The following is a 19454-nucleotide window of genomic DNA, read 5'->3' as shown; positions in this document are numbered from 1 at the left end:
GATGGATACTGCAGGGGAACTAAAACACGTCTGGGTGCGCCGGCAGCTCCAGGACCTCGTCGCCACCACGCTGCGACCCGGGGATGCGCTGCTGGGCGAACGCCAGCTGGAGGAGCAGTTCGGCGTCTCCCGCATCACGGTGCGCCGGGCGATTTCGGACCTCGTCCAGGACGGTGCCCTGGTGCGGATCAAGGGCAAGGGGACCTTTGTGTCCCACGGACTGGTGCGCTCAACCCTGCATCTGGCCTCCTTCAATGAGGACATGCGGGCGGCCGGCTTCGAACCCAGCACCAGGGTCATCACTGCCACGACGGCGGAACCGGCCGCCGCCGCGGCCGAGCATTTGGGGCTGGCTCCGGGGCAGGACGCCTACCAGGTCCGCAGGCTGCGCCTGGCCAACGGGGCGCCCGTCAGCGTGGACGAATCCTGGCTGCCTCCCCGGCTCCTGCCGGACCTGCTCTCGGAGGACCTGACCGGTTCCCTCTACCGGGTGCTCGCTGCCTCCGGGCATCCGGTGCAGCATGTGGAACAGACGGTGGAGGCCGCTGCCGCTCCGGAGGAAACCGCGGCCCTGCTCGACATCGAACCCGGCGCACCCGTGCTGCTCTTCCGGCGCCGGTCATTCACCGGGGAGGACGATCCGGGCACGCCCATCGAATACTCCATTTCGACCTACCGCTCGGACCGGTACCAGGTGTCGATGCGGCTGGCGCTGGGCTGAGCCGTCCTGTCCGCGTCTCACCCAACTAAGCGTCTCACCCAACTAGGTCGCAGCAGGTGTCGTTTTGGGCCCTCAAAACGACACTTGCTGCTACTCACTTGGGCGGGTGGGCGCAGGTCGTGAAACCATACGGATCGTGACCCAGAAAATTGCGTACCAGGGTGAGCCCGGCGCCAACTCAAATATCGCGTGCATGCAGATGTTCCCGGAACTGGAAAGCGTTCCGTGCGCCAGCTTCGAGGATGCCTTTGAACTGGTGTCCACGGGTGCTGCCGAGTTCGCCATGATCCCGATCGAGAACTCGATCGCCGGCCGGGTGGCGGACATCCACATCCTGCTGCCGCAGTCCCGCCTGCAAATAGTGGGCGAGTACTTTCTTCCCATCCATTTCGACCTGCTGGGCATCCCCGGGAGCACCATCGAAGCGGCCACCGAGGTCCACAGCCACATTCACGCCCTGGGGCAGTGCCGGCGGCTCATCCGCGAGGCCGGGCTGCGCCCCGTCATTGCCGGCGACACCGCAGGTTCCGCCCGGGAAGTCCGGGAGTGGAACGATCCCCGGAAACTGTCCCTCGCTCCCCCGCTCGCAGCAAGCATTTACGGCCTGGAAGTGCTGGCCTCCCGGGTTGAGGATGACCCGTCAAACACCACCCGCTTCGTGGTCCTGGCTCCTGAAAAGGAACTGCCGTCCCGGGAGGAGCTGCCCGGACCGGCAGTGACCAGCTTCCTGTTCCGGGTGCGCAACGTTCCGTCAGCACTCTTCAAGGCGCTGGGCGGGTTTGCCACCAACGGCGTGAACATGACACGGCTGGAAAGCTACATGGTGGGCAACGAGTTTGCCGCCACGATGTTCATGGCGGACGTCGAGGGCCACCCGGAGGACCTGCCGCTGAAGCTGGCCCTGGAGGAACTGGACTTCTTCACCACTGAGGTGCGCATCCTGGGCGTCTACGCGGCCGCCGACTTCCGGGCCGGGCAGACCGTCAGCAGCTGACCCGGGAGTCCGCCCGGCGCTCATCCTCCTAGGTGGCGGGGACCCTAACTAGTGGGGACCCGCTTGCCTCCTGCCAGGATCGGAGCGAAGAACGCGGCGAGCTCCTCCGTCGCTGTCAGGGGCAGGACGTTCGCCACGTACTGGTCCGGGCGGACCACCACCATCACGCCGCCGCGGTCGATGCCGCGCAGCTCGAAAATATCCGACGCCGGAATGGTGCCATAGACCTTCTCCAGGTAGGTGAGCTTGAACGGCCCCACCTGGGGCTTGAAGACCGCCGGCACCGTGTTGAGGTCGATGTTCGTGTGGTCCTGCTGGTAGATCACCTTAATGTCGAACCAGGCGTCCGGGTCGCCGTCCGACGGCGTTGCGGCCAGCGGGGAGTCGGGCGCGGTGGCCAGCCACTCGGCAAGGTCGGTGGTGGGCGACTCCTGCCCCGGCGCGGCCCCGTCGGCGAAGACGTAGATGCGCCAGCGGCCGTCCGCCGAGGCCTGGTGGCCGAGTTGCAGCGGGTTCGTGTCGCAGACCCGCACCGCCGGCGCCGACTTGAAGCGCTTGCCGATGGTGAATCCGGCGGCCAGGTCCTGGTGCGCCGGCTCGCCGATCAGCATCGAAGGAACGTACTGCGTCATGAAGCCGGCGGGAAATTCGGCGGTGCTCACGTAGAAGTCCTCGAGCTCGGAGGGGGACGCGAATTCCTCCGGCTTCTTCGCCATGAGCGTGGACCACTCCTTGTCGAAGTCGATGAGGTTCTTCGCGATGACCTGGCGCTCGGCGGAGTAAGTGGACAGCAGGGATTCGGGGCTGCGGCCCTCCAGCACGTGGCCCAGCTTCCAGCCGATGTTGAAGCCGTCCTGCATGGAGACGTTCATGCCCTGGCCGGCCTTGGCGCTGTGCGTGTGGCACGCGTCGCCGGTGATGAACACGCGGGGCGTGCGGGTACCGAGTTCCTCCGGGCGGACGTCGTCGAACCTGTCGGTGAGGCGGTGGCCCACCTCGTAGACGCTGTGCCAGGCCACGTTGCGGACGTCGACGGTGTACGGGTGGACGATCGCGTTGGCCTTGGCGATGATCTGTTCGATGGAGGTCTTGCGGACGGCCCCGCGGTCGTCCGCGGCCACCTCGCCAAGGTCCACGTACATGCGGAAGAGATGGCCGCCCTCGCGCGGGATCAGCAGGATGCTGCCGCCGTCGTGGGACTGGATGGCGCACTTGAGGCGGATGTCCGGGAAGTCCGTATTGGCAAGCACGTCCATCACGCCCCAGGCGTGGTTGGCCTGGTCGCCGGCCATGGTGCAGCCGATCGAGTCCCGCACCTTGCTGCGTGCGCCATCCGCGCCCACGACGTACTTGGCCCGGACAACACGCTCCCGGCCTTCGTCGGCGCCGGAGGTGTGGGCCAGCGTCACCGCAACGGGGTACTCCCCCTCGCCGACGTGGAGTCCGCGGAACTCGTAGCCGTAGTCCGGCGCCATTCGGGTGGGGGCATTCGCCATGACGTCGGCGAAGTAGTCGAGGACGCGGGCCTGGTTGACGATCAGGTGCGGGAACTCACTGATCCCGTGCGGATCGTCCAGGGTGCGGGCCGCACGGACGATGTTCGCGGGATTCTGCGGGTCCGGCTTCCAGAACGCCATTTCGGTGATCCGGTAGGCCTCGGCAATGATCCGCTCGGCGAAGCCGAAGGCCTGGAAGGTTTCGACGCTGCGCGCCTGGATGCCGTCGGCCTGGCCGATCTCGAGCCGCCCGGGGCGGCGCTCCACGATGCGCGTGGTGATGCCGGGGAACTGGGACAGCTGCGCGGCGGTGAGCATGCCCGCGGGCCCGGTACCCACAATGAGAACGTCCACTTCGTCGGGAAGCTGCTCGGGACGGTTGATGCCGACGCCGGCGGCCGGCTGGACTCGCGGGTCACCGGATACGTAGCCGTGGTGATGGAAATGCACGGGATTCCTCACTTCGTTGTGTGGCTGTCTATGGCCGTCAAATGTGTTCGATATCAGAACTATTAGTTCGATAATAGAAATCTACTGCTCATTCGAAACTGTACGCAGATATGACCTGCGTTACAAGTGCCCGCGAAAACTCCCGGAAAATCAGGGGTTGACGGCGGGAAGCTCCTAGGCAATAGTTATCGTATACGATTTCGTACTCGATGAGGAGTAACACTTGGAACAGGTCACCGACCACATCCTGGCCGCGGCCCGCAAGGTCATCGCGGTGCACATCAACTACCCCAGCCGGGCAGCCCAGCGCGGCCGCACCCCGGAGCAGCCCTCCTACTTCCTGAAGCCTTCGTCCTCCCTGGCAGCCGGTTCGGCAGCAGCCCCTTCAAGCGTTGAACGCCCGGCCGGCTGCGAACTCCTCGGCTTCGAAGGCGAGATCGCCCTGATCATCGGCAAGCCCGCCCGCCGCGTCGGCATGGCGGACGCCTGGAGCCACGTCGAGTGGGTCACGGCCAGCAACGACCTCGGCGTCTACGACCTTCGCTACGCGGACAAGGGCTCCAACCTCCGGTCCAAGGGCGGCGACGGCTTCACCCCCGTGGGCCCCGGACTGATCGCGGCAGACGCCGTCGACCCCGCACAGCTCCGCGTCCGCACCTGGCACAACGGCAGCCTGGTCCAGGACGACACCACCGAAGACCTGCTCTTCCCGTTCGCCCGGCTCGTGGCGGACCTGTCCCAGCTCCTCACCCTCGAAGAGGGCGACATCATCCTCACCGGCACCCCGGCCGGGGCCTCCGTGGCCAAGCCCGGCGACGTCGTCGAGGTTGAAGTCAGCACCAGTACGACGACGGCGGGCGGCACTGCCGCCGCCCTCACCACCGGCCGGCTGGTCACCCGGGTGACGGAAGGCACGACGCCGTTCGCCGACTTCGGCGCCCGGCCCAGGACCGATGACCTCCAGCGGGAGGAGGCCTACGGTTCGCGCGAAGCGGCCGGCCTGGCACCCGCTGAAGCGCCGGCGCCGGTCCTGGCCCCGGAGCTGAAGGCGAAGCTCGAAAGTGTCTGCACCGCCACCCTGTCCTCCCAGCTGCGCAAGCGCGGCCTGAACAACGTCAGCATCGACGGCCTCACGTCCACCCGCCCGGACAAGCGGATTGTGGGCCTGGCCCGGACGCTGCGCTACGTTCCCAACCGCGAGGATCTCTTCAAGACCCACGGCGGCGGCTTCAACGCCCAGAAGAAGGCCATCGATTCCGTCAACGAGGGCGAGATCCTGGTGATGGAGGCCCGCGGTGAAAAGGGCACCGGCACCATCGGCGACATCCTGGCCCTCCGCGCCCAGGTCCGCGGTGCCGCAGCCGTCATCACCGACGGCGGGGTCCGCGACTTCTCCGCGGTGGCGGCCATGGACATGCCCACCTACTATTCCAATCCCCACCCCGCGGTCCTGGGCCGCCGGCATATCCCGTGGGACACCGACATCACCATCGCCTGTGGCGGCACCACCGTGCAGCCAGGGGACATCATCGTGGCGGACTCCGACGGCATCCTGGTCATCCCGCCTGCCCTCGCCGACGAGCTCGCGGACGATTCCATTGCGCAGGAACGCGAGGAAGTGTTCATCGCCGAAATGGTGCAGCAGGGCCACAGCGTGGACGGCCTGTACCCGCTGAATGCCGAATGGCGTGCCAAGTATGAAACATGGGACGGCCCGGCCCATGACTGAAACAGTGATGGCTGGCAGCAAATCAGAGCAGGCCTACGCCGCCGTCAAGGCACGGATCGTGGACGGGACCTACTCCCCCGGCTTCCGGCTGGTGCTGGCGAAGATCGCCGAAGCCCTGGGGTTCAGCGTGGTTCCGGTCCGCGAAGCCATCCGCCGGCTCGAAGCCGAGGGACTGGTCAAGTTCGAACGGAACGTGGGTGCCACCGTGTCCGGCATCGACCCCACCGAATACCTCTACACGATGCAGACACTGAGCATTGTCGAAGGTGCCGCCACGGCGTTGTCCGCACCCCTCATCGGCGAAGCGGACATTGCCCGGGCACGTGCCGTGAACGAGGAAATGCGCGAATGCCTGCAGCACTTCGACCCCGTCCGCTTCACCGCGCTGAACCAGGACTTCCACAGCGTCCTGTTCGAGCACTGCCCCAACCCGCACATCCTGGACCTCGTCCACCGCGGCTGGAACCGGCTCGCCTCGCTGCGGTCCTCCACCTTCCGCTTCGTCCCCGGCCGCGCCCATGACTCGGTGGACGAACACGAAGCCATCCTGAAACTCATCGAAACCGGGGCCGGCGCAGACCAGATCGAACGGGCGGCCCGGCTCCACCGCAGCGCCACCCTGGACGCCTACCTGGCCCAGGCGGCCCGCACTGATCTCGCTCCATCCCCGCAGCCCTCCCAGCAGTAAGGAAAAACAATGACGTTCACTGCCGCAGAAGCCACCCACTACGTTCCGCAGGACCTCCCCACCCACATCCAGCACTACATCAACGGCGAATTCGTTGACTCCGTGGGCGGCAAGACCTTCGACGTCCTGGACCCGGTGTCCAACACCAACTACGCCACCGCCGCCGCGGGCCAGAAAGAGGACATCGACCTCGCTGTTGCCGCGGCCCGCGACGCCTTCAAGAACGGCCCGTGGCCGAAGATGAAGCCGCGCGAACGCGCCCGCATCCTGAACAAGATTGCGGACGCCGTCGAAGCCCAGGAGGAGCGCCTGGCCGAACTGGAGACATTCGACACCGGTCTGCCCATCACCCAGGCCAAGGGCCAGGCCCTGCGTGCCGCGGAGAACTTCCGGTTCTTCGCGGACCTGATCGTGGCCCAGTTCGACGACGCCATGAAGGTCCCCGGCTCGCAGATCAACTACGTGAACCGCAAGCCGATCGGCGTGGCCGGGCTCATCACCCCGTGGAACACCCCGTTCATGCTCGAGTCCTGGAAGCTGGCCCCGGCCCTGGCCACCGGCAACACCGTGGTCCTCAAACCGGCCGAGTTCACACCGCTTTCCGCTTCCCTGTGGGCACAGATCTTCAAGGACGCCGGCCTGCCGGACGGTGTGTTCAACCTGGTCAACGGCCTCGGCGAGGAAGCCGGCGACGCCTTGGTCAAGCACCCGGACGTACCGCTGATCTCCTTCACCGGCGAAACCACCACCGGGCAGACGATCTTCCGCAACGCCGCGGCCAACCTCAAGGGCCTCTCCATGGAGCTCGGCGGCAAGTCCCCCTGCGTCGTGTTCGCCGACGCCGACCTCGACGCCGCGATCGACTCCGCACTGTTCGGTGTCTTCTCGCTCAACGGCGAACGCTGCACGGCCGGCTCCCGCATCCTGGTGGAACGCGCCATCTACGACGAGTTCTGCGAAAAGTACGCCGCCCGCGCCAAAAACATCGTGGTGGGCGATCCGCACGACCCCAAGACCCAGGTGGGCGCCCTGGTCCACCCGGAGCACTTCGCCAAGGTGGCCTCCTATGTGGAGATCGGCAAGTCCGAAGGACGGCTCCTCGCAGGCGGCGGCCGGCCGGAAGGCCTCCCGGACGGCAACTACATCGCCCCCACCGTCTTCGCCGACGTCGCCCCGGACGCGCGGATCTTCCAGGAGGAGATCTTCGGCCCCGTCGTCGCCATCACCCCGTTCGAGAACGACGACGAGGCGCTGGCTTTGGCGAACAACACCAGGTACGGCCTGGCGGCCTACATCTGGACCCAGAACCTGACCCGCGCGCACAACTTCTCCCAGAACGTGGAGGCGGGCATGGTGTGGCTGAACAGCCACAACGTCCGCGACCTCCGCACCCCGTTCGGCGGTGTCAAGGCCTCCGGCCTGGGCCACGAGGGCGGCTACCGCTCCATCGACTTCTACACCGACCAGCAGGCCGTGCACATCACCCTCGGCACCGTCCACACCCCCAAGTTCGGCGCCTGAGTTTTTCGACCCAGCGCTCACCGGCCCCCTTTCAACGAAGAGAGAATCCCATGAACAGCCAAGTTTCACAGCACAACTTCATCCCCACCCCCTCCGTCCCGGCACCGGACATCGTCCGCTGCGCCTACATGGAAATCGTGGTCACGGACCTCGCCAAGTCCCGCGAGTTCTACGTGGACATGCTCGGCCTGCACGTCACCGAAGAAGACGAAAACAACATCTACCTGCGCACCCTCGAAGAGTTCATCCACCACAACCTGGTGCTGCGCAAGGGCCCCGTCGCCGCCGTCGCCGCCTTCGCCTACCGGGTGAAGTCCCCCGCCGAAGTGGACGCCGCCGAGGCCTATTACAAGGAACTGGGCTGCCGCACCGAACGCCGCAAGGAAGGCTTCACCAAGGGAGTGGGCGACTCCGTCCGCGTCGAGGACCCGCTGGGCTTCCCCTACGAGTTCTTCTACGACGTGGAGCACGTGGAACGCCTCACCCAGCGCTACGACCTGTACTCCGCCGGCGAGCTGGTTCGGCTGGACCACTTCAACCAAGTGACCCCGGATGTTCCCCGCGGCCGCAAGTACCTGGAGGACCTCGGCTTCCGCGTCTCCGAGGACATCCAGGACTCCGACGGCGTCACCTACGCGGCCTGGATGCACCGCAAGCAGACGGTCCACGACACCGCCCTGACCGGCGGCAACGGCCCGCGTATGCACCACGTCGCGTTCGCCACGCACGAGAAGCACAACATCATCCAGATCTGCGACAAGATGGGCGCCCTGCGCATCAGCGACCGGATCGAACGCGGCCCCGGCCGGCACGGCGTGTCCAACGCCTTCTACCTCTACATCCTGGACCCGGACGGCCACCGCGTGGAGATCTACACCCAGGACTACTACACCGGCGACCCCGACAACCCCACCATCACCTGGGACGTCCACGACAACCAGCGCCGCGACTGGTGGGGCAACCCGGTTGTCCCGTCCTGGTACACCGAGGCCTCCCTGGTCCTGGACCTGGACGGCAACCCGCAGCCCGTCATCGTCCGCGAGGAAAAGTCCGAGATGGCCGTCACCGTCGGCGCGGACGGGTTCTCCTACACCCGCAAGGACGGCTCCCCCGAGGGTGACCGGACAGGCTTCAAGCTCGGAGCGCAGCTCTAGCCATGCTGGACGCGAAGACGATCGAAGCCATCGCGGACGAGCTGCTGGAGGCGGGCCGGAACCGCAAGCCGGTGCCCCGGCTGACGTCCCGCTACCCGGACATGACGGTGGAGGATTCCTACGCCGTGCAGCAGCTGTGGCGGAACCGCAACGAGGACGCCGGGCGGAAGCTTGTGGGCCGCAAGATCGGCCTCACGTCCAAGGCCATGCAGGCGGCCACCGGCATCACCGAGCCGGACTACGGCGCCATCTTCGACGACATGGTGCTCGAGACCGGCTGCTCGGTGCAATGGGACAAGTACACGCATCCGCGGGTGGAGGTGGAGCTCGCCTTTGTCCTGAAGGACGCGCTCAAGGGCCCCGGCTGCACCATCTTCGACGTCCTGAACGCCACCGACTACGTGGTTCCGGCCCTCGAGATCCTGGACTCCCGGATCGAGATGGAGGGCCGGACCATCGTGGACACCATCGCGGACAACGCCGCGATGGGCGCCATGGTGGTGGGCGGCCGCCCGGTGAAGCCCGACGCCGTGGACCTCCGCTGGGTGTCCGCCATCCTCTACAAGAACCAGACCGTGGAGGAGACCGGCGTGGCGGCCGGGGTCCTGGACCACCCCGCCAACGGCGTGCACTGGCTGGCCAACAAGATCGCCGCGCACGGGGACGGCATGAAGGCCGGGGACATCATCCTGGCTGGGTCCTTCACCCGGCCGCTGTGGGTGTACAAGGGCGACACCGTGCACGCCGACTACGGACCCCTGGGAGTTGTCACATGCCGCTTCGAGTAGAACCGGACGCCACGTTCCGCGACGCCCTGCACCACCAAACGGGCGCTGCCGGCCGTCCGCTGGCCGGGATGTGGGTGTGCTCCGGCAGCCCGCTCATCGCCGAACTCTGCGCCGGGGCGGGCCTGGACTGGCTCCTGGTGGACGCCGAACACAGCCCCAACGGCCTCGAATCCATCCTCGCCCAGCTCCAGGCAATCAACGGCTACCCCGTCCACACACTGGTCCGGCCGCCGGTCAACGACACTGTGGTGATCAAGCAGTACCTGGACGTGGGCGTGCAGAACCTGCTTATCCCCATGGTCAACTCGGCGGCAGATGCCGAAGCTGCGGTGGCTGCCACCCGCTACCCGCCGCACGGCGTCCGCGGCGTCGGCTCGGCGTTGGCCCGTGCCGCCCGCTGGAACCGGATGCCGGACTACCTCGCCCGCGCCTCCGAGACCATCAGCGTCACAGTCCAGATCGAATCCACTGCCGCCGTCGACGCTGTGGAGGAGATCCTGGCGGTGGACGGTGTGGACGCCATCTTCCTGGGCCCCTCGGACCTCGCCGCCTCGATGGGCCTCCTGGGCCAGCAGGAGCACCCGGAGGTTCGCGCCGCCGTCGAACGCTGCCTTGCAGCCGCCACGGCGGCCGGGAAGCCTGGCGGTGTCAACGCCTTCAACCCCGACACCGCGCACCACTACCTGGACAGCGGCGCCAAGTTCATCCTGGTGGGGGCCGACGTCGCCATCCTGGCGAGAGGCTCCGAAGCCCTCGCCGCCCAATACATCATCAAGCCCGCCGACGGCGGCACACCGGCCAGCTACTGACCTCCCCTTCTTAAGGACTCTTCGATGACAGTTACTTCTGCGCTGCCCCCTGCCCTTTCCCCGGAACGCGAAGCGTCGCTGATCGCTTCCGTCCCCACCGGCCTGCTGATCGGCGGCCGGTGGGCGGACGCGTCCGACGGCGGCACGTTCGACGTGCACGACCCCGCCACCGGGGAGGTGCTCGCCACCCTCGCCTCGGCCACCGGCGAAGACGCCCTCGCTGCGCTCGACGCAGCCGATGCCGCGCAGGCCTCCTGGGCGCGGACAGCGCCGCGGGTGCGCGCCGAAATCCTCCGCCGGGCCTTCGACCTGGTCACCGAACGCGCCGATGACTTCGCCCTGCTGATGACGATGGAGATGGGCAAGCCCCTGGCCGAAGCCCGCGGCGAAGTGACCTACGGTGCCGAGTTCCTGCGCTGGTTCTCCGAGGAAACCGTCCGTGACTACGGCCGCTACCTCACCACCCCCGAGGGCAGGAACAAGATCCTGGTCCAGCACAAGCCGGTGGGCCCGTGCCTGCTGATCACGCCGTGGAACTTCCCGCTGGCGATGGCCACCCGCAAGGTCGCCCCCGCCATTGCCGCAGGCTGCACCATGGTGCTCAAGCCGGCCAAGCTGACCCCGCTCACTGCCCAGTACTTCGCGAAGACCATGCTCGACGCCGGCCTGCCCGCCGGGGTCCTGAACGTCGTCTCCTCCGCCAGCGCGTCCGGGATCTCCGGCCCGCTGCTCGCCGATCCGCGGCTGAGGAAGATTTCCTTTACCGGCTCCACCCCGGTGGGCAAGCGGCTCATGGCCGACGCCGCCCAGAACGTCCTGCGAACGTCCATGGAGCTGGGCGGCAACGCGCCGTTCATCGTGTTCGAGGACGCGGACCTGGACAAGGCCGTGGAAGGGGCCATGGCGGCCAAGATGCGGAACATGGGCGAGGCCTGCACCGCCGCCAACCGGTTCCTGGTGCAGGATTCCGTGGCCGCCGAATTCACGCAGAAGTTCGCCGCAGCCATGGGAGCCCTGGCCACCGGCCGCGGTACCGACCCCGCCACCCAGGTGGGGCCGCTCATCGACGCCGGCGCCCGGGACGACGTGCACGCACTGGTGGCCGCCGCCGTCGACGCCGGCGCCGTTGCCGTGACCGGCGGCGCACCGGTGGACGGGCCCGGCTACTTCTACCCGCCCACGGTCCTCGCCAACGTCCCCAACGACGCCGCGATCCTGGGACAGGAAATCTTCGGACCTGTCGCCCCCGTCACCACCTTCAGCACCGAGGAAGACGCGATCCGGCTGGCCAACGCCACCGAGTACGGCCTCGCCTCCTACCTCTACAGCCGCGACTTCAACCGGCTCCTGCGCGTGGCCGAGCAGATCGAATTCGGCATGGTGGGCTTCAACGCCGGCGTCATCTCCAACGCCGCAGCACCCTTCGGCGGCGTCAAGCAATCCGGGCTGGGCCGCGAAGGCGGCTCCGAAGGAATCGCCGAATACACCACCACCCAGTACATCGGCATCGCGGACCCCTACGCGGGCTGAGCCGGCAGGGACGCCGCCGGAAACCCGCCGGGCGCCGCCGTCGTGCTCCGGCCGGCGGGTGGGCAGTTGGACTCTGGCTGGCGGGTGGCCGCCGGTCGTATTCTGGAGTCACTGGCACGTTGATAGCTGGACACAAATGGCGCCGAAGAAGCGATGGGGTTCTCGTCTGGCCGCAGCCTTGGGAAGGCTCGTGGGATTTTTCGCCGTGAGCGCCATCTGCGGAGTCCTGGCCGCCAGCCTGGTGGTACCCAGCGTGGCGGCCGCCGGGGTGACGGTCAGCAATTCGATCACCTTCTTCAACAACCTGCCGGGAGAACTCACGGTCGACACTCCGTCGCAGTCAACCACCATGGTGACCGCCGACGGCCAGCCCATCGCCACGTTCTACATGGAGAACCGCGTGCGTGTCAGCCTCGACCAGATGTCGCCGTACATGAAGGACGCGATCATCGCGATTGAAGACAGCCGCTTCTATGATCATGCCGGCATCGACCCGCAGGGCATCCTCCGGGCGCTGACGTACAACGTCACCCAGGGCGGCCGGCAGGGTGCGTCCACCCTGACCCAGCAGTACGTCACCAACGTCATCAACGAGTCCTACCTTTCCGCGGACCAGGGCGAAGAGGTCATCCTCAGCGGCCAGAAGAGCGTTGGCGACAAGCTGCGGGAGATGAAGCTCGCTATCGAGCTGGAGAAGAAATACACCAAGGACCAGATCCTCGAGGGCTACCTGAACATCGTGTTCTTCAACCGCGACGCCTACGGCATCGAGGCCGCAGCAAGGCACTTCTTCAGCTCATCCGCCAAGGACCTCACCTTGCCGCAGGCCGCGCTGCTGGCCGGGCTCGTGAACAGCCCCAGCTTCTATGACCCCGCCGCGAACCCGGAAAACTCGCTGCAGCGCCGCAACCAGGTCCTGGGCAGCATGCTGGAACTGGGAAAAATTACCCGGGCCGAGCACGACGCCGCCGTGGCCACCGGAGTTGACCTGAAGATCACCCCGGGCAGGCAGGGTTGCGCCGCCGCCGTCATGGCAACGTACTTCTGCGATTATGTGTCCCATCTGATCCTTAACAACCCGGCCTACGGTGTGGAGCTCAAGGACCGGGAGCGTCTGCTGTACCGCGGCGGCCTGACCATCGTCACCACCCTGGACAGCAGGCTGCAGGCCGTAGCGCAGGCCCAGGTGGACGCAACCGCCGGAGCTAATCCGGACAAATGGGGTGCCGCCCTGGTCACGGTCCAGCCTGGTTCCGGCCGGATCCTTGCCATGGCGCAGAACACCGTGTTCCTTCCGGCGGAAGGAAAATTCGACACCCAGCTGAACTTCAACGTCGACTCGAGGGACGCCAACGGCAATGACCTCAACGGTGCCGGCGGGTTCCAGCCCGGGTCCACCATGAAGCCGTTCACGTTCGCGGAATGGCTGAACGAAGGCAAGCCTCTTAACGCGGTCATCGATGCGTCCCGGCGGACCTATCCGCTGGACTTTCCGTGGCGGTCCAGCTGCGGGAAGGTCCTTGGCGCCTACAACACCGCCCAGAGGAATGAGGGCGCGGCGGACGATCTCCGGAACAACGACGAGGGCTACTACCGCCCCATGCCCATCAATTACGGCCTCTACAACTCGATCAACACGGCCACCTTCGCCTCTGCCACTCAGCTGGATTTCTGCGGGATCCAGAAGATGGTGGATGCAGTGGGGATCCACAGCGGCCTGGACGGAGCGCAGGTGAACATGCACCAGCTCGGCAACCTGCTGGGCGCCATCGGCGTGGCTCCGCTCCACCTCGCCAATGCCTTCGCCACGTTCGCCAATGACGGCCGCTACTGCAGCCCCATCGCCATCGCGGACGTCAGCGACCCGGCAGGGCGGCACCTCCCGTCCGAGGCCTCCCAGTGCCGCAACGCCGTCAAGCCCGAGGTGGCCCGCGGCGTCAACGCTGTGCTCCAGGACGTGCTGAAGATGGGCTCCGGCGTCTACATCAACCCGAAGGTCCAGAGCCGGGTGCCGGTCGCGGCCAAGACGGGAACGTCCAACAACAACGGCGCCACCTGGGTTGCGGGCTACACGTCGGGCCTTGCCACGGCGTCCTTCTTCGGGGACACCCTGGAGGGGCAGAAACGGGCAGGCCAGAACATCACCATCAACGGCACCTTCTACAAGGCGATCGACGGCTACATGCTGGCCGGGCCGCAGTGGGCCAACTACATGATGCAGGTGGCCGGGCTGTACCCCGCGGCGGCCTTCCCGCCACCGCCGCCCTCCATGAGCACTCCGCAGCCGACGCCGGCCCCCTCCCGTTAGCCGGGCACCTTTCCGCAGGGGCCTAGGGCAGTCCCATCGCGGTGCGGACCTCGTCCAGGATGTGGTGCATGGCGGTCTCCGCGGTACCGGCATCGCCCGCAGCAACCGCAGCTGCCACTGCCTCGTGGGCCGCGAGCGCTTCGGGGCGCGGCTTGAACGGCATCAGGCCCTGTTTGGTCCTGCTGGACAGGACCTGGGCCACCATGCCGTCCAGGGCCTTGAACATTTCGTTCCCGCAGCTGTGCAGGAGCAGGCTGTGAAAAGCGATGTCCGCCTTGAGGAATGCCTCCAGCTCCCCTGCTTCGCCCAGCCGCCTGAGTTCGGCGGCCAGCGCCGTCAGCTGGCGGCGCTCTGCTGCGCCCGCGCGGCGGGCAGCACCCGCCGCGGCGATGGGTTCGACGGCGATCCGGAGTTCCGTGAGGCTGCTGTACTGCTCGGCACGGCGGCTGGACGCGAGCCGCCACCGCACCAGCTTGGGATCGAACACGTTCCACAGCTCGGGGTCCTGCACCACGATGCCAACCCGGCGGCGGGAGTACACCAGGTTCATTGATTCCAAGACGCGCATGGTGTCCCGTGCCAGGGTGCGCGACACGTTGTAGTGCTGCTGGAGGTCATCCAGGGTGAGCCGCCTGCCGGGGGCTAGCTCGCCGGAGACGATTGCTTCGCCGAGGGCATCCAATATGCGCAGGTGCAGGGCCGGTACCGACGCATCCCCGTCGCTTGTCCCTGCCTGGTCCTCTGTCGCCGTCGACATTCGTGAAGCCTCCCTCTGCGCCGTGGCGCCTGGCTTCCAGTTTAGGCCACAGGAAGGCAAAGGTATGACCTGTGTTACAAAAAGATGCTACTAATACTGTTTAATGGTGCTATCTTATTTTCCTAACCAGCGTCTCTTGCTGGCCTGAGCTTCATCCGAAGCCAACGACGTCTTCTACGGAGGTAGAACAATGAAGTTTCCTGCCATGCATTTGGTAGTCATGGGTGTCGCCGGAGCCGGCAAGTCCACCATTGCCGGAGCCCTCTCCCGCGATCTCGGGTGGGACATGGCAGAGGCTGACCAGTTCCACCCCGAGGCCAACATCGCCAAGATGAACGCCGGCACCCCGCTCCAGGACGAGGACCGCTGGCCCTGGCTCGAGTCCATCCGCGACTGGATGACCGCCCAGGCAACGGAAGGCAAAAGCACGGTCCTGACCTGTTCCGCCCTGAAGCACAGCTACCGGGAACTGCTTTCCGGGGCAGAGGGCAAGGTGGTGTTCATCCACCTCAACGGCGACCCCGCCCTGCTCGGCGAGCGCATGCGCGGACGCGAGGGCCACTTCATGCCGGTGACGCTGCTGCCCAGCCAGCTGGCCACCCTGGAACCATTGACGCCGGAGGAACTCGCGGCCGGCAGCCTGCGGCTGGATATCACCCGCACCCCCGAGGACCTAGTGCAGGCCATCAAGGCCGCGCTTCACCTGCCGGCGGGCCACGCTCCCAGCGCTTCCTGATCCCTAACTTCCTTTAGCTCCACAGCCCCCAACAAACCGCTTCAAAGGAGAATCATGACCATCGAAGGATGGACTCAAACCCTCGGCGCAGGCCCCCTGCTGCTGATTGCCGGCGGCGCCATTCTGGTGCTGCTGTTCCTCATCATCAAACTGCGCATGCACGCGCTGCTGGCCCTGATCCTGGTCAGCCTGGCAACCGCCTTCGCCACCGGCATCCCGGCGGACAAGGTGGTTCCGGTGCTGGTCAGCGGCTTCGGCAGCACGCTGGGCACCGTGGCCCTGCTGGTTGGCCTCGGCGCGATGCTCGGCCGCATCGTGGAGACCAGCGGCGGCGCCAAGGCGCTTGCCGACTACCTCATCAACCTCTTCGGCGAAAAGCGCGCACCCTTCGCGCTGGGCCTCGCCTCCCTGATCTTCGGCTTCCCCATCTTCTTCGACGCCGGCCTGGTGGTCATGCTGCCCGTGGTCTTCGCCGTTGCCCACCGCCTTGGCGGCGGCGTGCTGCGTTACGGCCTGCCCGCTGCAGGCGCGTTCTCCGTGATGCACATCTTCCTGCCCCCGCACCCGGGCCCGGTCTCTGCCGCAACGTTCTTCGACGCCAATGTGGGCCTGGTGATGATCGCGGGCCTCATCACCGCGATCCCCACCTGGTACGTCACCGCCTACCTGTTCGGCCTGTGGACCGGCAAGAAGCTGGTGCTCCCGGTCCCGGAATTGCTGGGCCACGCCGACCCCGCCGCCGAGCAGAACCCTCCGCGGTTCCGCACCATCGTGGGTGTGTTGCTCCTCCCGCTGGTCCTCATCTTCCTCAACACCGGCCTGAACACCCTGGCTTCCGCCGGCGTCCTTCCCGCCTCGGCCAAGAACGAAGCCTGGTTCCAGATCCTGCGCACCCTCGGTGAAACGCCGGTGGCACTGCTGATCGCCGTGCTGGTGGCCATGTTCGTCCTGGGCAGGCTCCGCGGCTCCCGCGGCGCCACCCTGGAGAAGCTGCTCGAATCCTCCCTTGGCCCGGTCTGCTCGGTCATTCTGATCACCGGCGCCGGCGGCATGTTCGGCGGAGTGCTTCGCACCTCCGGCATCGGGTCAGCCCTCGCCGACGTCCTGGGCGACGTCGGCATTCCACTGCTGCTCGCCGGCTTCCTGATCTCGGCCATCCTGCGCATCGCCCAGGGTTCGGCCACCGTGGCCCTGACCACCACCGCCGGGCTGATCGCCCCGGCCGTTGCCCTTGCGGGCATGAACGGCATGCAGGTGGCCGCCCTGGTCATCGCCGTGGCCGCCGGCTCCGTGGTGGTCTCCCACGTCAACGACTCCGGCTTCTGGCTGGTTGGCCGCTTCTTCGGCATGGACGTCAAGACCACCCTGAAGACCTGGACCGTCATGGAAACGCTCATCGGCGTCATGGGCTTCGCCATCGCTGCCGCCATCTTCGGCCTGGCAGGTTTGGCCGGTTAGTTAGCCGGCCAACCCAACCGGAACAGAACAAAAGCAGTACGACGGCGGGACATCCCGCCGTCGTACTGCTTTTTAATGCGCGGCATTTTTATTGCACGGCCGGGACACCAGCCTCCAACCCGGCCACAGTGAGCCGCCGTTCATCTTGCCGAAACGTGCAGCACCAGCCGCCCTCCGTCCCTTCCGCCAGGAGGCGTCGTTAACATTCCCGAAACAAGCCGGTCACGTGATCTTCACGCAGACCGCGTTCCTGTAACGTCCCTGCAACTTTTCGCCCCATTGCCGGAAACACGGTGCGTGAAACATTGAGCGGGGGCGCGGCCCGGAACACTCGGGGCCCCGTACAGATGACTTGATGAGAAGGGACACGCAGGTGGAAATCACTGCGGAAAACGTCTGGGTGCTGGTGTCAACGGCCCTCGTGCTGATCATGACCCCCGGCCTTGGCCTCTTTTATGGCGGCATGACCCGTGCCAAGGCGGCGCTCAACATGATCATGATGAGCTTCATCTCGGCCGGCATCGTCGGCGTCATCTGGGTGCTGTGGGGTTACTCGATGACCGGCGGGGAAGGCGTGCTGGGCATCTTCGGCAACCCGTTCGCCAGCTTCGGGCTCACCAATCTCATCGGGTCCCCCGACCTCATCAAGGCAGCCTACGCGGGAACGTTTGCCATGGTCACTGTCGCCCTCATCAGCGGCGCCATCGCAGACCGCGCCAAGTTCAGCTCCTGGGCGCTCTTCGTGCCCATCTGGGTCACATTGGTTTACTGCCCGCTGGCCTACATGGTCTGGGGCGGCGGCCTGCTGGGCGCCAACGGCGCCATCACCTCCGTGTTCGGGCAGGTCATCGACTTCGCCGGCGGCACCGTGGTGGAGATCAGCTCCGGAGTCGCCGCGCTGGTCCTGGCCGTCATCGTGGGCAAACGCCAGGGCTTCGGCAAGGACCCCAACCACCGCCCGCACAACATTCCCTTCATCATGCTGGGTGCGGCCATCCTCTGGTTTGGCTGGTTCGGTTTCAACGGCGGTGCCGCCACCACCGCGGAACAGGCCGGCCTTATCTGGATCAACACCCTGGTGGCGCCGGCCGCGGCCATGCTGAGCTGGCTGGTTACGGAAAAGATCCGCCACGGCCACCCCACCTCCCTGGGTGCCGCCTCGGGCGTGGTGGCCGGGCTGGTGGCCATCACCCCGTCCTGCGCCAACATCAGCCCGGTGGCCGCCATCGGCCTGGGCCTGGTGGCAGGCGCCCTCTGCGCGATCTTCGTGGACCTGAAGTACCGCTTCGGCCTGGACGACTCCCTCGACGTGGTGGGCGTCCACCTCGGCGGCGGCCTTATCGGCACGCTGGCACTGGGCTTCATCGCGCTGCCGGTGGACGGCCAGGGCGGCGGCCTCTTCTACGGCGGCGGGCTCCAGCAGCTGGTGGCCCAGTCGGTGGCCGTGCTGGTCACCGTGCTGCTCTCCGGTCTGGTGACCGCTGTCCTGGGCCTGGCCATCCACAAGACTCTCGGCTTCCGGGTCAGTGAGGAAGCGGAAAACGTCGGAGTGGACCTTTCCGAACACGCGGAAACTGCCTACGCCTTCGGCGAGCTGTCCCGCAGCCGGTTCAACCCCTTCCACCACCAGGTGAATGCTCCGGCAGGTAACGCTCCGGCAGGTAACCAGGCGCAGGAAAAAGAAGACAGCCTCGTATAGCTGCCTTGCGCGGTTGTCAGGGTTGAGGGGCCGGCGGCGGTTTGGGAAGGCCCCCCGGACGTGCCGGGAGTCGTGCCGTCGGCCCTACCTTTATTTTAGGAAGCAGGAGCCTGCGGGACCATAGGCCGTTATGCCCTGCTTGCCACGGTTTCCGTAATTAGGTCACACGTTTGGGTCTTTTTGATCCGGCCGGGCAGGCCTACCGTGGACACAGGGAGCCGCCCGCCCGGGCAGCCGAACCACGGAGGATCTTCCTATGACAACGCACGTCGCAGACTGCAGTGTTTCCAATTGTTCCTTCAATGACCATTCGAATTGCAACGCCGCCGCCATCACGGTGGGCGGCAGCCAGGATCATGCGTCCTGCGCCACGTTCATCGACACCGGAATGCACGGCGGCCTGCCGAAGGTCCTGGCCGACGTCGGGGCTTGCCAGCGCTCGGAATGCGTCCACAACGACCATCTCATGTGCAAGGCACCCGAGGTCCATGTGGGTCCCGGCGCAGACAATGCGGACTGCCTCACCTATTCACACGCGTAGCAGCACGCCCGCACAGCATGCATCCGGGCACTGACAACTGAAAGCAGCGGACGACGGCGGGACTTCCCGCCGTCG

The 19454-nt window shown here is 66.6% G+C and carries 16 protein-coding genes; 14 read left to right on the top strand and 2 right to left on the bottom strand.

The annotated features are described in order from the left end of the window. The first annotated feature begins 1 nt into the window (after position 1). The gene (locus RW112_RS15460; protein ID WP_305942302.1) at positions 2–721 is read left to right on the top strand and encodes a GntR family transcriptional regulator; all 720 of its coding nucleotides are present in this window, start codon (positions 2–4) and stop codon (positions 719–721) included. 136 nt (positions 722–857) lie between these two features. Beyond that, complete coding sequence (locus tag RW112_RS15455; protein WP_317782618.1) at positions 858–1715, top strand: prephenate dehydratase; 858 nt, start codon at positions 858–860, stop codon at positions 1713–1715. A gap of 44 nt (positions 1716–1759) precedes the next feature. Here RW112_RS15455 and RW112_RS15450 read toward each other — a convergent pair whose 3' ends face one another. Then, positions 1760–3661, bottom strand: a complete 1902-nt coding sequence (locus RW112_RS15450; RefSeq protein ID WP_317782617.1) for an FAD-binding monooxygenase — start codon at positions 3659–3661, stop codon at positions 1760–1762. A gap of 223 nt (positions 3662–3884) precedes the next feature. On the opposite strand from RW112_RS15450, the gene RW112_RS15445 reads away from it, so the two are divergent. From RW112_RS15445 to RW112_RS15410, 8 genes are all read left to right on the top strand, one after another. Further along, positions 3885–5390: a fumarylacetoacetate hydrolase family protein gene (locus RW112_RS15445; RefSeq protein ID WP_317782616.1), complete on the top strand. Its 1506-nt coding sequence runs from the start codon at positions 3885–3887 to the stop codon at positions 5388–5390. Next, positions 5383–6078 carry a GntR family transcriptional regulator gene (locus RW112_RS15440; RefSeq protein ID WP_317782615.1) on the top strand — a complete coding sequence of 232 codons (696 nt, stop codon included), beginning with the start codon at positions 5383–5385 and terminating at the stop codon, positions 6076–6078. The genes RW112_RS15445 and RW112_RS15440 overlap by 8 nt, the downstream gene beginning before the upstream one ends. 9 nt (positions 6079–6087) lie before the next feature. Next, positions 6088–7599, top strand: a complete 1512-nt coding sequence (hpaE, locus tag RW112_RS15435; protein ID WP_317782614.1) for a 5-carboxymethyl-2-hydroxymuconate semialdehyde dehydrogenase — start codon at positions 6088–6090, stop codon at positions 7597–7599. A 50-nt stretch (positions 7600–7649) separates the two neighbouring features. After that, on the top strand, positions 7650–8753 hold the full coding sequence (hpaD, locus tag RW112_RS15430) for a 3,4-dihydroxyphenylacetate 2,3-dioxygenase (protein ID WP_317782613.1): 1104 nt from the start codon (positions 7650–7652) through the stop codon (positions 8751–8753). Between the two features lie 2 nt (positions 8754–8755). Continuing rightward, a complete protein-coding gene (gene hpaH, locus RW112_RS15425; protein WP_317782612.1) occupies positions 8756–9541 on the top strand; it encodes a 2-oxo-hept-4-ene-1,7-dioate hydratase in 786 nt (261 codons plus the stop codon). After that, positions 9526–10350: an HpcH/HpaI aldolase/citrate lyase family protein gene (locus RW112_RS15420; protein ID WP_317782611.1), complete on the top strand. Its 825-nt coding sequence runs from the start codon at positions 9526–9528 to the stop codon at positions 10348–10350. The genes hpaH and RW112_RS15420 overlap by 16 nt, the downstream gene beginning before the upstream one ends. Before the next feature lie 24 nt (positions 10351–10374). Then, positions 10375–11880, top strand: a complete 1506-nt coding sequence (locus RW112_RS15415; protein ID WP_317782610.1) for an NAD-dependent succinate-semialdehyde dehydrogenase — start codon at positions 10375–10377, stop codon at positions 11878–11880. A 136-nt stretch (positions 11881–12016) separates the two neighbouring features. Next, a complete protein-coding gene (locus RW112_RS15410; RefSeq protein WP_317782609.1) occupies positions 12017–14188 on the top strand; it encodes a transglycosylase domain-containing protein in 2172 nt (723 codons plus the stop codon). A gap of 22 nt (positions 14189–14210) precedes the next feature. Here the strand turns inward: RW112_RS15410 and RW112_RS15405 are convergent, their stop codons facing one another. Next, a complete protein-coding gene (locus RW112_RS15405; RefSeq protein ID WP_317782608.1) occupies positions 14211–14945 on the bottom strand; it encodes a FadR/GntR family transcriptional regulator in 735 nt (244 codons plus the stop codon). Positions 14946–15135: 190 nt separating this feature from the next. Between RW112_RS15405 and RW112_RS15400 the strand changes: the two genes are divergently transcribed. The 4 genes from RW112_RS15400 (at position 15136) to RW112_RS15385 (ending at position 19379) form a co-directional block, all read left to right on the top strand. Then, on the top strand, positions 15136–15681 hold the full coding sequence (locus RW112_RS15400; protein WP_317782607.1) for a gluconokinase: 546 nt from the start codon (positions 15136–15138) through the stop codon (positions 15679–15681). Positions 15682–15735: 54 nt separating this feature from the next. Next, positions 15736–17139: a GntP family permease gene (locus RW112_RS15395; protein WP_317782606.1), complete on the top strand. Its 1404-nt coding sequence runs from the start codon at positions 15736–15738 to the stop codon at positions 17137–17139. A 355-nt stretch (positions 17140–17494) separates the two neighbouring features. Next, on the top strand, positions 17495–18838 hold the full coding sequence (locus RW112_RS15390; protein ID WP_317782605.1) for an ammonium transporter: 1344 nt from the start codon (positions 17495–17497) through the stop codon (positions 18836–18838). Positions 18839–19094: 256 nt separating this feature from the next. Continuing rightward, positions 19095–19379, top strand: coding sequence for a DUF1540 domain-containing protein (locus RW112_RS15385; protein WP_305942317.1), 285 nt, complete (start codon positions 19095–19097; stop codon positions 19377–19379). Positions 19380–19454 lie beyond the last annotated feature (75 nt).

The organism is Arthrobacter sp. B10-11, from assembly GCF_033142195.1.
GTDB classification, from domain to species: domain Bacteria; phylum Actinomycetota; class Actinomycetes; order Actinomycetales; family Micrococcaceae; genus Arthrobacter; species Arthrobacter oryzae_C.
Note: the sequence above shows the minus strand (reverse complement) of the source record. Positions and strands in the feature narration are given on the sequence as shown.

What these genes read in the sequence shown, in the direction of transcription:
- RW112_RS15405 (WP_317782608.1), bottom strand. Translation starts at nt 14,945, where the DNA reads ATGTCGACGGCGACAGAGGACCAGGCAGGGACAAGCGACGGGGATGCG.
- RW112_RS15415 (WP_317782610.1), top strand. Translation starts at nt 10,375, where the DNA reads ATGACAGTTACTTCTGCGCTGCCCCCTGCCCTTTCCCCGGAACGCGAA.
- RW112_RS15395 (WP_317782606.1), top strand. Translation starts at nt 15,736, where the DNA reads ATGACCATCGAAGGATGGACTCAAACCCTCGGCGCAGGCCCCCTGCTG.
- hpaD (WP_317782613.1), top strand. Translation starts at nt 7,650, where the DNA reads ATGAACAGCCAAGTTTCACAGCACAACTTCATCCCCACCCCCTCCGTC.
- RW112_RS15460 (WP_305942302.1), top strand. Translation starts at nt 2, where the DNA reads ATGGATACTGCAGGGGAACTAAAACACGTCTGGGTGCGCCGGCAGCTC.
- RW112_RS15390 (WP_317782605.1), top strand. Translation starts at nt 17,495, where the DNA reads ATGAGAAGGGACACGCAGGTGGAAATCACTGCGGAAAACGTCTGGGTG.
- hpaE (WP_317782614.1), top strand. Translation starts at nt 6,088, where the DNA reads ATGACGTTCACTGCCGCAGAAGCCACCCACTACGTTCCGCAGGACCTC.
- hpaH (WP_317782612.1), top strand. Translation starts at nt 8,756, where the DNA reads ATGCTGGACGCGAAGACGATCGAAGCCATCGCGGACGAGCTGCTGGAG.
- RW112_RS15440 (WP_317782615.1), top strand. Translation starts at nt 5,383, where the DNA reads ATGACTGAAACAGTGATGGCTGGCAGCAAATCAGAGCAGGCCTACGCC.
- RW112_RS15385 (WP_305942317.1), top strand. Translation starts at nt 19,095, where the DNA reads ATGACAACGCACGTCGCAGACTGCAGTGTTTCCAATTGTTCCTTCAAT.
- RW112_RS15420 (WP_317782611.1), top strand. Translation starts at nt 9,526, where the DNA reads ATGCCGCTTCGAGTAGAACCGGACGCCACGTTCCGCGACGCCCTGCAC.
- RW112_RS15400 (WP_317782607.1), top strand. Translation starts at nt 15,136, where the DNA reads ATGAAGTTTCCTGCCATGCATTTGGTAGTCATGGGTGTCGCCGGAGCC.
- RW112_RS15410 (WP_317782609.1), top strand. Translation starts at nt 12,017, where the DNA reads ATGGCGCCGAAGAAGCGATGGGGTTCTCGTCTGGCCGCAGCCTTGGGA.